8 protein-coding genes are annotated in these 12,197 nt (G+C 71.5%); 4 read left to right on the forward strand and 4 right to left on the reverse strand.

Going from position 1 to position 12,197, the window contains the following annotated elements; all coding sequences use genetic code 11:
• Window positions 1-100 precede the first annotated feature (100 nt).
• Window positions 101-2,071: an acetate--CoA ligase gene (gene acs / locus AB0K09_RS08240; protein ID WP_366064481.1), complete on the reverse strand. Its 1,971-nt coding sequence runs from the start codon at window positions 2,069-2,071 to the stop codon at window positions 101-103.
• Between the two features lie 205 nt (window positions 2,072-2,276).
• Window positions 2,277-4,322 (reverse strand): carbonic anhydrase, encoded by a 2,046-nt coding sequence (locus tag AB0K09_RS08245; protein ID WP_366064482.1) that lies wholly within the window; start codon window positions 4,320-4,322, stop codon window positions 2,277-2,279.
• A 436-nt stretch (window positions 4,323-4,758) separates the two neighbouring features.
• Here AB0K09_RS08245 and AB0K09_RS08250 point away from each other — a divergent pair, with 436 nt between their 5' ends.
• On the forward strand, window positions 4,759-6,300 hold the full coding sequence (locus tag AB0K09_RS08250) for a hypothetical protein (protein ID WP_366064483.1): 1,542 nt from the start codon (window positions 4,759-4,761) through the stop codon (window positions 6,298-6,300).
• Here AB0K09_RS08250 and AB0K09_RS08255 read toward each other — a convergent pair.
• Window positions 6,281-7,273, reverse strand: a complete 993-nt coding sequence (locus AB0K09_RS08255) for an ATP-binding protein (protein WP_366064484.1) — start codon at window positions 7,271-7,273, stop codon at window positions 6,281-6,283. The two genes, AB0K09_RS08250 and AB0K09_RS08255, sit on opposite strands and share 20 nt — an antisense overlap.
• A gap of 101 nt (window positions 7,274-7,374) precedes the next feature.
• Here AB0K09_RS08255 and AB0K09_RS08260 point away from each other — a divergent pair, with 101 nt between their 5' ends.
• Window positions 7,375-8,196: an oxidoreductase gene (locus AB0K09_RS08260; protein WP_366064485.1), complete on the forward strand. Its 822-nt coding sequence runs from the start codon at window positions 7,375-7,377 to the stop codon at window positions 8,194-8,196.
• Window positions 8,197-8,489: 293 nt separating this feature from the next.
• On the opposite strand, the gene AB0K09_RS08265 is transcribed toward AB0K09_RS08260, so the two are convergent.
• Window positions 8,490-9,386, reverse strand: coding sequence for an HAD family hydrolase (locus AB0K09_RS08265; protein WP_366064486.1), 897 nt, complete (start codon window positions 9,384-9,386; stop codon window positions 8,490-8,492).
• A gap of 450 nt (window positions 9,387-9,836) precedes the next feature.
• Here AB0K09_RS08265 and ssd point away from each other — a divergent pair, with 450 nt between their 5' ends.
• Window positions 9,837-10,946, forward strand: coding sequence for a septum site-determining protein Ssd (gene ssd, locus AB0K09_RS08270; protein WP_366064487.1), 1,110 nt, complete (start codon window positions 9,837-9,839; stop codon window positions 10,944-10,946).
• Complete coding sequence (locus tag AB0K09_RS08275; RefSeq protein WP_366064488.1) at window positions 10,943-12,100, forward strand: TadA family conjugal transfer-associated ATPase; 1,158 nt, start codon at window positions 10,943-10,945, stop codon at window positions 12,098-12,100. Before ssd ends, AB0K09_RS08275 begins: the two co-directional genes overlap by 4 nt.
• Window positions 12,101-12,197: the final 97 nt, after the last annotated feature.

A 12,197-nucleotide genomic window follows, 5' to 3' on the forward strand; every position in this document is an offset into this window, starting at 1 on the left:
TACGCGACCAGTACTTACCTTAGCCGGAACGAGTGAAAGGCACCCGGCGAGCCGCCGGGTGCCTTTCACCGTCTCGTGCTCTCTGTCAGCCGGTCCTCGCTCAGTCCTCGCCGCCCGGGGCGGCGGGGAGGTTGGCCTTGATGAGGTCCATGACCGAGGAGTCCGTCAGGGTGGTGACGTCGCCGAGCGTACGGTTCTCCGCCACGTCGCGCAGCAGCCGGCGCATGATCTTGCCGGAGCGGGTCTTGGGCAGCTCGGCCACCGGCATGATCCGCTTGGGCTTGGCGATCGGGCCGAGCTGCTTGGCGACGTGGGCCCGCAGCTCCTCGACCAGACCCTCGTCCTCGGCGTCGACGCCGCCCCGCAGGATGACGAACGCACAGATGGCCTGTGTGGTCTGCGGGTCGGTCGCGCCGACGACCGCCGCCTCGGCCACCTTGGGGTGCGAGACCAGCGCGGACTCGACCTCGGTGGTGGAGATGTTGTGGCCGGAGACCAGCATCACGTCGTCCACCCGGCCCAGCAGCCAGATGTCGCCGTCCTCGTCCTTCTTGGCGCCGTCGCCCGCGAAGTAGCGGCCCTCGAACCGGGACCAGTACGTGTCGAGGTACCGCTGGTCGTCGCCCCAGATGGTGCGCAGCATGGCCGGCCACGGCTCGGTGAGCACGAGGTAGCCGCCGGAGCCGTTGGGCACCTCCGCGCCGTGGTCGTCCACGACGGTCGCGGCGATACCGGGCAGCGGCACCTGCGCCGAGCCGGGCTTGGTCTCGGTGACACCGGGCAGCGGGCTGATCATGATGCCGCCGGTCTCGGTCTGCCACCACGTGTCGACCACCGGGGTGGCGTCCGCGCCGATGTGCTTGCGGTACCAGACCCAGGCCTCGGGGTTGATCGGCTCGCCGACCGATCCCAGGACGCGCAGGCTCGACAGGTCGAACTTGGCGGGGATGTCGTCGCCCCACTTCATGCAGGCCCGGATGGCGGTCGGCGCGGTGTAGAGGATCGTGACGCCGTACTTCTGGACGATCTCCCACCAGCGGCCCTGGTGCGGGCTGTCCGGGGTGCCCTCGTAGAGCACCTCGGTCGCACCATTGCTCAGCGGCCCGTAGACGATGTACGAGTGGCCCGTCACCCAGCCGACGTCGGCCGTGCACCAGAAGACGTCCGACTCCGGCTTGAGGTCGAACACCGCGTGGTGCGTGTACGAGATCTGGGTGAGGTAGCCGCCGGTGGTGTGCAGGATCCCCTTGGGCTTACCCGTGGTGCCCGAGGTGTACAGGATGAACAGCGGGTGCTCGGCGTCGAACGCCTGCGGGGTGTGCTGGTCCGACTGGCGCTCGACCAGGTCGTGCCACCACACGTCGCGGCCCTCGGTCCAGCCGATGCCCTCCTGGCCGGTGCGGCGGACGACCAGCACGCTGCGGACGTTCTCCGTGCCGGGCCGGGTGAGCGCCTCGTCGACGGCGGGCTTGAGGGCGGAGGGCTTGCCGCGCCGGTAGCCGCCGTCGGCGGTGATGACGACGCGGGCGTCGGCGTCGTTGATCCGGGTGGCCAGGGCGTCGGCGGAGAAGCCGCCGAACACCAGCGAGTGCGGAGCGCCGATCCGGGCGCAGGCCAGCATCGAGACGACCGCCTCGGGGATCATCGGCAGATAGATCGCCACGCGGTCGCCCGCCTTGACGCCGAGCTCGGTCAGCGCGTTCGCGGCCTTGGAGACCTCGCGCTGCAGTTCGGCATAGGTGATCGCGCGGGTGTCGCCCGGCTCGCCCTCGAAGTGCAGGGCGACACGGTCACCGAGACCGTTCTCCACGTGGCGGTCGACGCAGTTGTACGCCACATTGAGCCGCCCGTCGGCGAACCACTTGGCGAACGGCGGGTTCGACCAGTCCAGGGTCTGGGTCGGCTCCGTCTCCCAGCTCAGCCGGCGAGCCTGCTCCGCCCAGAAGCCCAGCCGGTCGGCCTTCGCCCGCTCGTACGCCTCGGCGGTCACATTGGCCTCGGCGGCCAGGCCGGCCGGCGGTGCGAAGCGGCGCTCCTCCTTCAAGAGGTTGGCCAGGCTTTCGTTGCTCACGACATCTCCCTTTCCCAGGGGGTCCGTTGCCTCCCGGGCCATAGCTCATCAGCCCGGGGCACACCCTGACAAGGGGTGTCGGGGAAAACTGGTCTATACCTGTCCGGGGCCCAGCGGCCTCCCGGATGCCGCCACGGGTCCGGCGACGGCCTTCCCGCGCCGGCCGCCGGGCCCGCCGCTGGTCACACCGCTGGTCCACCTCCGGTCACACCGCTGGTCCTACCGCGTCGAGGAGCTCGGGGCGGACGGCCGAGAACGTGCGCGAGCGCCGATCCAGAACATAGGCCTGGGCCTCGCCCACGTGGAAGTACATCCCCTGCAGATGCAGCGTCCCCTCGGCCACCCGGCGGGCGACACACGCATGCGCCATGAGGTTGTCGAGCTGCTGCATCACATTGACGAGCGCCAGTCGCTCGACGTCGTCCGCCACGGGCCGCTCGGCCAGCGCCACCTCTCCCCGCCCCAGCGACCCGATGCGCCGCATGCGGGCCAGGCTCGGCCGGCCGTGCCGCAGCCACCGGGCGAGCGGCGTCTCGTCGTCGTTGCCCGGGCCCGTCCTGCCCTCGGCGTCCGCCGAGTCGAGCAGCGCCTGCATCGCCCCGCAGCCGGAATGCCCGCACACGGTGATGCTGCCGACCTTCAGCACCTCGACGGCGTACTCCACGGCCGCCCCCACCGAGTCGCACGCGTCGCCGGCGCCGGGCGGCGGCATCAGATTGCCGACGTTGCGCACCGTGAACAGGTCGCCGGGGCCGCTGGCCGTGATCATGCTCGTCACCAGGCGGGAGTCGGCACAGGTCAGGAACAGCTGGCTGGGGCGCTGCCCCTCGCGGGCCAGACGCGCCAGCTCGTCACGGACCAGGGGCGCGGTGTGGCGCTGGAAGGCGCTGACACCGCCGATGAGTTGCCGCCCGCCGGACGGGCCGGCCGCCGCACCCGACGCGGCGGCAGGGGCGGCGCACTGGTGGTTGCGCCATGGCGTCCACGGCCGGCAGCCGTCGGGCCGGCCGGCCGCCGCCCCGGCCCGCGCCCGCCACTCGGAACGGGACCACATCGCAGGCCAGTTCCGTGCCATCGCCAGCACGGCGGCGGCAACCACCGCCAGAGCCGCCCCCTCCAGCGCGCCGACGAGCGCGACGACACCGGCCACTGCCACATACAGGGGGAACTCGCGGTGCCGGTGCGCGGGATGCTCCTTTCGAAGCCCCTCGAATGCCATCCGCAGGCCGGACACGACCGCCCATGCCGCGAGGACCATGGGCAGGACTGCGGGCAGGACCGTGGCAGGGGTCAGCTCCAGCCCTGTGGCGACGAGCCCCGCGCCGGCCAGGCCCGCACCCAGCAGCGCCTGGCCGGCCCTGCGGCCGGCGGCCGTCCGCAAGCCGTCGAGCAGTTCCGCCAGCGAGCAGGCCGCCTGACGCCGTCCCTCCTCTTCGGTCGGCTCCGGACGAGGGGCGGATCGCCGCCCGGCCCCGGCATTGCGCCCTCCGTCGCCGGCGCCGTCCGCGCGGCGCCGCTCGATACGCAGGCGCTCGATGCCCATGGCCGTCAGCAGTGCTTGGGCGCCGACGACGAGGGCGATGGTCAGGACGGCCGCGAAGACGCCGAGCACCGGCCCTTCGGGGAGCCCGGGCAGCATCGACAACCCGCCGCCCGTCTCCGGCAGCCCACGCCCCGTCAGAACCAGGGCGGCGGCCGTGGCGAGGAGGACAGCGGCCGGTGCCGCCGGCGCCTTGCGGGCCCATCGCCCGGCCGGCCCGGGCAGCCGCGGCCAGGCGATCGACGCGGCCGCGACGACGGTCAGCGCCACCGGCGCAGCCGGGGGAGCGTGTGCGACGGTCCAGGGGAGGGCCGCCAGATTCTCCGGCAGGGAAGGGTGCGGACCGCCGCCCAGGGCCAAGGGCAACTGCCCGAGCGCGATGGTGACGCCGACACCGGTGGCGATCCCGTGCCGGACCACGGCGGGAATCGCCAGGATGCCGCGGGCCACGCGGTGGATGCCCACGGCGAGCTGCCCCAGCACCACCAGAGCGATGGCCGCGCAGGTGATCCGCCAGCCGTAGCGCTGCACGGACTCCGCGGTCATCAGGACGAGACCCGCGGCAACAGCGCCGCTCAGCGCTGAGGAGACGCCGAGCATCCAGGAGGCGAAGGCTCCCGTGGCCGCCGCGATCAGCCCCGTCCGGGCCGGGGCACCGGCTGCGAGCGCGCTGCCCAGGGTGAGGGGGGCGGCGATCAGGAAGATCACCACGGCGAGCGCCAGCTCCTGACGCCATGCGGGGCGGGTGTGCCCCGGAGGCCAGGGGGGCCGGGCCGGGCCCGTGGGTGGGGCTGACGCTCGTGCGGGCTGAGCATGCATGGTCGTTCCCGTCTCGTCGTCGGGGTGGCGCGGTCGCGTGGAAGGCGCGCGGCCGGGGTCACGGCGCGCAGCGGCGGGAGCGGCTGCGGAGGGCAGCACGGCGCTGCCAGAAGACGTTCATCAACTCTGAGTAAATGAATCGTAATGGAGAGTAAAGTCGACGGGGAAGGGCTTTCGGTGCGCGCACCGCCCACTTCCGTCGATCGGGTGAATAGATACTTTTATCGGCTTGTCAGCCCTCAATCGTCTTCCGTGTCGTGCGACGTTGACGCTCAACGACCGCATGACCACCGGCTCGCCCCCGCGAGTCGAGGGACGAGGTGGACTGATGGCTGCTGGATGGAGGGCCGTCCTGGGCGGACTGGCGACGTTGGCGCTGGCGACGGGGGCGTCCGGCTGTTCCGAGGGGCCGGACGGCGGCCCCGACCGGGGAGCCGGCGCCCCGAACAACGTCGAGCGCCCGGTCCGGCTCATCGGCGACGGTTCCACCTCGGAGACCGGCCCCCAACCCAAGCAGCCGCGCCCCCGCAGGCTGAAGCCCGGCGAAAGACCCCCGCAGTTCGTCGTGTTCTCCTGGGACGGCGCGGGCGAGGACGGGCAAAGGCTTTTCTCCCACTTCCGGTCCGTCGGCAAGAAGTACGGCGCGACGATGACCTTCTTCCTCAGTGGCGTGTACATGCTCCCGGAGGAGAAGCGGGAGATCTACGAACCGCCGAAGCACTCGGACGGCGCTTCGGACATCGGCTTCAACGACGTCAAGGGCGTCAGGGACACCGTCGCCCAACTGCGTGGCGCCTGGCTGGACGGCCATGAGATCGGCACCCACTTCAACGGGCACTTCTGCGGACCCGACCGGGGTGTCGGCACCTGGTCGCCCGAGGAGTGGATGAGCGAGATCCGCCAGGCCGAGTCCTTCGTCAAGCACTGGAAGACGAACACGGGCCTCAAGAAGGAGCAGCCCCTCCCCTTCGACTACAGCAAGGAGCTCGTCGGCGGCCGGGCCCCCTGCCTGGAGGGCCAGCACAACCTGGTCCGCGCCGCGAAGAGCATGGGCTTCCGCTACGACGCCAGCTCCTCCGGCGGCCGGCAGGTCTGGCCGCGCAAGCTCCGCGGGCTCTGGGACTTCCCGCTCCAGGACATCCCGGTACCCGGCCGGGGCTTCGAAACGCTCTCCATGGACTACAACTTCCTCGCGAACCAGTCGGGGACCACCGACGGCGGCGACTCCGGCGAACGGGAGGAGTGGGGGGAGCAGATGTACGACGGCGTGATGGCCGGCTTCAAACGCGCCTACCGCGGCAACCGTGCTCCGTTCTTCATCGGCAACCACTTCGAGTCCTGGAACGGTGGCACGTACATGCACGCCGTCGAACGAGCCATCAAGACGATCTGCGGGAAGAAGGAAGTGCGCTGCGTCTCCTTCAAGCAGCTCGCCGACTGGCTGGACGCGCAGGACCCCAAGGTGCTCGCGAAGTTCCGCACGCTGGACGTCGGCGAGAAGCCCAAACACGGATGGGACCACTTCTACCCCGCTCCCGCCGCGTCCAAGAGCCCCGACGACCGCGGCCAGGAGGACGAGGACACGTCTCGGCGCAAGGACGACGAGGACCGCTCCCGCCGCCACGAGGACCAGGACCGGCCCAGGCACCACGACGACGAGGACAGGCCGAGACACCACGACGACGAGGACAAGCCCGGCCACAAGGACGACGAGAACAAGTCCGGACGCCGGGGTGACGCGGCCAAGGCCAGGAACAGGGGCGAAGGGGGCGAGCCCCTGCCCGCGGACGGCAAGGGCGTGCCCGCGCACCGGAACCGTGCCGCGGTCGTGATCAAGGCAGGTGCCTGGGTCAGGCGGGCTGCGGACTAGCGATCAGCTGCTCGTCCAGCACGAAGGCGGGGTCGACCTGGGCCGCCAGGTCGGCCCCGGTCCGCTCGTTGCCCCAACTCTCCGCGTTCTTCAGATGGAAGTGCACCATCTGTCGCGTGTAGCGCCGCCAGTCCCGCCGCTCGTACGTGTCGTCCGCCGCCGCGCGCAGGGTGCGCAGAGCCTGCCGGTTGACCTCTTCCAGCAGTTCGAAGCGCGGTGGGCGCCCCTTCTCCATGGCGCGCACCCAGTCGGAGTGGCCGACCGTGGTGAGCAGGTCGTCGCCGACCTCGTCGCGGAGGAAGTCCAGGTCGTCCTGGCCCTGCACCTTGTTGCCGACCACCCTCAGGCAGACGCCGAAGTCCCGCGCGTACTCCTTGTACTGGCGGTACACCGAGACGCCCTTGCGGGTGGGCTCCGCGATCAGGAAGGTCATGTCGAAGCGGGTGAACATCCCCGAGGCGAACGAGTCGCTGCCCGCCGTCATGTCGACGACGACGTATTCGCCGGGGCCGTCCACGAGATGGTTCAGGCACAGCTCGACCGCTCCCACCTTGGAGTGGTAGCAGGCCACGCCCAGGTCCGCGTCGGTGAACGGGCCGGTCACCATCAGCTGGACAGAGGCGTCGTCGTCCAGTGGCACCGTACGGGCACACGCCTCGTACACCGGATTGTCCTCACGGACGCGGAGCAGGCGGGAGCCCTCGCCCGGCGGCGTTGTCTTGATCATCGTCTCGGCGGAGGTGATGCGCGGGTTGCTGCCGCGCAGATACTCCTTGATCAAGGGCAGCCGGGCGCCCATCGCGGGCAGTGCGGCGGTCTCCACTTCGTCGAGCCCGAGCGCCGCACCCAGATGCTGGTTGATGTCCGCGTCCACGGCCATGACGGGGAGGCGGTCGGCGGCGAGATGGCGGATGAACAAGGAAGACAGCGTGGTCTTGCCGCTACCGCCCTTCCCTACGAAAGCGATCTTCATGTTCACCAAGCGTAGGTGCGACGGTGCGCTGAGTGAAAATCGTGAGTGAAGAAGACCACTCCTTCGAGGGGTGTGAGCGTGAAGTGCGTACTGTCTTGCTCATGAGTACGACAGCCGATCCGCTCGCCGCCCTGGGCTCGCTCCCCGGCGTGGCCGACTCCGTGGACTCCGTACGCAAGGCGGTGGACCGGGTGTACGGCCACCGCGTGATGCGCCGCCGCAGCAACGAGATCACCTCAGAGGCCGCCCTGCGCGGGGCGCGTGGCTCGGCCGCGCTGTCCGGTGCCGACTGGGCCCTCGAAGAGGTGCGCCGGCGCTCCGACTTCGGGGGCGAGGGTGAGCCGCGCACGGTGGGGGCGGCGCTGCGGCTGACCGCGGAGGCGGGGCAGCTGCTGAGCGTGTGGCGGCAGTCGCCGCTGCGCGTGCTGGCCAGGCTGCATCTGGTGGCGGTCGGTCGTGACCGGCCCGAGGAGACGGTGGGGCGGCCACGGCTGCCCGGTGAACCGGTGGACGAGCCGCTGATCGACCTGCCACTGCCCTCGGCCGAGGAAATGTCGGGCCGGCTGGACGGGCTCGCCGGCCTGCTCCTTGCGGGCAGCGCGGCGCCGGCGCTGGTGACGGCGGCGGTGGTGCACGGCGAGTTGCTCGCCCTGCGGCCGTTCGCGGCGTACAACGGGTTGGTCGCCCGGGCCGCCGAGCGGATCGTCCTGATCGGCAGCGGCCTCGATCCGAAGTCGATCTGCCCGGCCGAGGTGGGCCATGCCGAGCTGGGGCGGACCGCCTATCTGGAGGCGCTCCGGGGTTATGTCTCCGGGGCCCCGGAGGGTGTGGCGGCGTGGATCGCGCACTGCGGACGTGCGGTCGAGCTGGGGGTCCGTGAGAGCACCGCCGTATGCGAGGCGCTGCAGCGAGGGGCTGCCTGAGGGCCCTCCGGCGTGCGATCGGGCCCTCTCCGCAGGGCCCGAACACAGGGTTGCGGCGGTACCAATTCTGGTACCGCCGCTGGCATGTTCACCGGGTTACCATGCGTGCACGATGGTCGCCCATCAGGTCGGGTACTTTGCCCGTCACCTGGTGCGGCTGGCCCGTATTCGACGGGTCGGCGTCGCGTGGGTGCCCGATGTTCATGCTGCGGTCCGTGGGGCCTGGTGCGTGAAGGGCTTCCTCCCGGATGTCCCGGATGTCCCTGGTCTCGCGGGCCGTCAATTCCTTTCTACTACTGTCGCGGCGGAAGCGGAAGCCCAAGCCACTTTTCTTTGCTTTTTCTGCCAAATCCGGTCAAGTCGGTCGTGGAGGTGCGGCGGCGTCCGGCGAGCCATACGAGGCCGGCTGTCGCGGCGGCGGCCCCGACCGCGGCGGCCGCGACCAGCGCCGGGCGCGAGGGCATCGACAGCGACGGCAGCCGCTGCTTCAGGCGCACCGGGCGGCTGAAGGAGAGGATCGGCCAGTCCCGCGCGGTCGCCTCCCGGCGCAGGGCGCGATCCGGATTGACGGCGTACGGGTGGCCCACGGCTTCCAGCATCGGCAGGTCGGTCGCCGAGTCGCTGTAGGCGTAGCAGCGCGCCAAGTCGTAGCCCTCGGACTCCGCGAGCTCACGAATGGCCTCCGCCTTCGTCGGCCCGTAGGCGTAGTACTCCACCTCGCCGGTGAAGCGGCCGTCCTCGACGACCATGCGGGTTGCGACGACGCGATCGGCGCCCAGCAGTTCGCCGATCGGCTCGACGACCTCCGCACCGGAAGTGCTGACGATCACCACGTCCCGGCCGGCGGTGTGGTGCTCCTCGATGAGCGAGGCGGCCTCGTCATAAATGATCGGGTCGATGAGCTCGTGCAGCGTCTCTGCGACGATCTCCCGGACCTGCTGAACATTCCAGCCCCGGCAGAGTTCGGAGAGGTACTGACGCATGCGTTCCATCTGTTCGTGGTCGGCGCCACCGACCACGAAGACGAACTGCGTATAGGCGGTACGCAGCGCGGCGCGCCGGTTGATCAGACCGCCTTGGTAGAAGGACTTGCTGAACGTGAGCGTGCTCGACTTCGCAATGACCGTCTTGTCCAGATCAAAGAAGGCGGCTGTCCGGGGCAAGGAGTGGTTTTCCACGCCGCCGAGCATAGGGGCCCTCCATTCGGCGTAAGCTGAGGCGTGTGGGTTTGCCTGAGAAGGCTCTCGGGTACACCATGGAAGTCACGGATCGTTCGCGACCGTGTCTAACCCGGTCCGACTCCTCCCCCCCCCGAGTCGGCCGTGGGGACGACCCCCGCTCTCCCCCCCGGCGGGGGTCGTCGCATGTCCGGAGGCATTTTCTCCGCTCTCATCGGGCCCTCCCTCTCTCCGCGCGCCGGCTCTGCGCCGCTCCACCCACCTTCATACACGTGACGCAGCGTAATCAACAGGCTGCTCTCCGGAAGTCACCGGTATAGGTGAGCGGGATATTCACAACTGTTGAGTAGTCCACAGTTTTTGACCAAGATCCACACGATTTACCAGTTCACTGCACGGTGATTCCCCGCGAGTTCCGCGACGTTCGCGGATGCGAGAGCGCGTAGTGAGAGGGGAGGAACCGTGACCGGATCCCACACGTCCGATTGGCCCGCTTCCGCAGGAGGCGGGCAAGGCGGTCCGCTGGTCGTCACGGAGGACGAGGCACTGCTCGACGATCTCCTGCGGTTGTGCGCGGCCGCCGACGCCGTGCCCGAGGTGGCGCACGGCGCCCCCGTGCGGCGCACGAGCTGGGAGGCGGCATCCCTGGTCCTGATCGGTGACGACTGCGCCGGCCGGCTGACCGGGACCGCCCACCGGGAAGGGGTGGTGCTCGTCGGCAAGGACAAGGACGACCCCGGCATCTGGCAGCGGGCCGTCGCCGTCGGTGCCCGCAATGTGACGGTGCTGCCCGATGGCGAGAGCTGGCTGGTCGACCGCATCGCCGACGCCGTCGAGGGCGTGGGCCGCCCGGCCCTGACGGTCGGCGTCGTCGGCGGCCGGGGCGGCGCCGGAGCCAGCACCCTCGCCTGCGCCCTGGCCGTCTCCGCCGCCCGCGGCGGCAGCCGCACCATGCTCATCGACGGCGACCCGCTCGGCGGCGGACTCGACGTCCTGCTGGGCGGCGAACGGGCCGACGGACTGCGCTGGCCGGCCTTCGCCGACTCCCGCGGCCGCGTTGCCGGCCGCGCCCTGGAGGAGGCCCTTCCCGAGCTCCACTCGTTGCGCCTGCTGAGCTGGGACCGCGGCGACTGCGCGACCGTGCCGCCCGACGCGATGCGCGCCGTGCTGGCCGCGGCCCGCCGTCGTGGCGGCGTGGTCGTCGTGGACCTGCCGCGCCGGCTCGACGACGTGGCCCTGGCCGCGCTCGAACAGATCGACGTCGGTCTGCTGGTGGTGCCCGCCGAGCTGCGGGCTGTGGCCGCCGCCCATCGCGTCGCCTCCGCGCTCTCCCTGGCGCTGGGTGATCTGCGCACCGTGGTGCGCGGCCCCTGCGGTCCCGGACTCGGCGGCATGGAGATCGCGCGCCTGCTCGGCCTGCGGTCGGAGGGCGAACTCCCCCCGGAGCCAGGGCTCTCGGAGACGATCGCCACTGGTCGGCCGCCGGGCAGCGGTGAACGCGGACCGCTCGCCCGGTTCGCCGCCGACTTCTGGGCCCGGGCCCTGGCCGAGCGCGGAGGGGTGCCGGCATGAGCACGGAACTGCTGGAGGCCGTGCGGCTGCGCCTCGCGGAGAGCGGCGAGGAACCGACCCCGGCGCGGGTCGCGGAGGCGCTGCGCAGGGAAGGGCGACTGCTCGGCGACACCGAAGTCCTCGGCGTCGCGGCCAGGTTGCGGTCCGAACTCGTCGGCACCGGCCCCCTGGAGCCCCTGCTTTCCGCCCCCGACGTCACCGACGTGCTGGTCACCGCCCCGGACCGGGTGTGGGTGGACCGCGGCGCCGGTCTCGAACGCACCGAGGTGACCTTTCCCGACACCGCAGCGGTACGCCGGCTCGCCCAGCGGCTGGCCGCGATCGCCGGCCGCCGGCTCGACGACGCCCGTCCCTGGGTGGACGCCCGCCTGCCGGACGGCACCCGGCTGCACGCCGTCCTGCCCCCGGTCGCCGTCGGATCGACCTGCCTCTCCCTGCGCGTGGTGCGCCCCCGCGCCTTCTCCCTCGACGAACTGGTCGCCGCCGGCACCGTGCCGCCCGGCGGGCAGCGCCTGCTGCGGGCCGTGCTCGATGCCCGGCTGTCCTTCGTGATCAGCGGCGGCACCGGCTGCGGCAAGACCACCCTGCTCTCCACGCTGCTCGGCCTGGTCGCACCCGACGAACGGATCGTCCTGGCCGAGGATTCCGCCGAGTTGCGCCCGGACCACCCCCACGTCGTGCGGCTGGAGACCCGGCCCGCAAACCAGGAGGGCACCGGACTGGTCACCCTCCGGGACCTGGTGCGCCAAGCCCTGCGCATGCGCCCCGACCGCCTTGTCGTCGGCGAGGTGCGCGGGCACGAGGTCACCGACCTGCTGGCCGCGCTGAACACCGGACATGAGGGCGGCTGCGGCACGGTGCACGCGAACGCCGCGTCGGACGTCCCGGCCCGACTGGAGGCCCTCGGCGCCACCGCGGGGCTGGACCGATGGGCACTGCACAGTCAGCTGGCCGCAGCGCTGTCGGTCGTGATCCATCTCGTGCGCGACCGATCCGGGCGGCGGCGCGTCGCGGACATCCACGTCCTGGAGCGTGACGCCTCCGGCCTCGTGACGACCGTACCGGCCGCCGTGTGGAGCCCGAGGGGATTCGAGCGGGCACGCGGATGGGCACGTCTGGCGGCCCTGTGCGGGCGCGCGGGAAGTGCGTCGTGAGCGCGCCCGAAGCCGCCTGGTACCTGGCGCTGCTGTGCTGCGCCCTCGTCGCCGTCAAGCTGCTGTACCGGCCCGGTCGGGAAGCGCGGCGGGTCCG

Origin of the sequence: Streptomyces sp. NPDC049577 (assembly GCF_040675635.1) — a bacterium.
In the GTDB taxonomy this organism is placed as follows: Bacteria; Actinomycetota; Actinomycetes; order Streptomycetales; family Streptomycetaceae; genus Streptomyces.

What these genes read in the sequence shown, in the direction of transcription:
- AB0K09_RS08265 (WP_366064486.1), bottom strand. Translation starts at nt 9,386, where the DNA reads ATGCTCGGCGGCGTGGAAAACCACTCCTTGCCCCGGACAGCCGCCTTC.
- AB0K09_RS08275 (WP_366064488.1), top strand. Translation starts at nt 10,943, where the DNA reads ATGAGCACGGAACTGCTGGAGGCCGTGCGGCTGCGCCTCGCGGAGAGC.
- AB0K09_RS08260 (WP_366064485.1), top strand. Translation starts at nt 7,375, where the DNA reads ATGAGTACGACAGCCGATCCGCTCGCCGCCCTGGGCTCGCTCCCCGGC.
- AB0K09_RS08255 (WP_366064484.1), bottom strand. Translation starts at nt 7,273, where the DNA reads ATGAAGATCGCTTTCGTAGGGAAGGGCGGTAGCGGCAAGACCACGCTG.
- AB0K09_RS08250 (WP_366064483.1), top strand. Translation starts at nt 4,759, where the DNA reads ATGGCTGCTGGATGGAGGGCCGTCCTGGGCGGACTGGCGACGTTGGCG.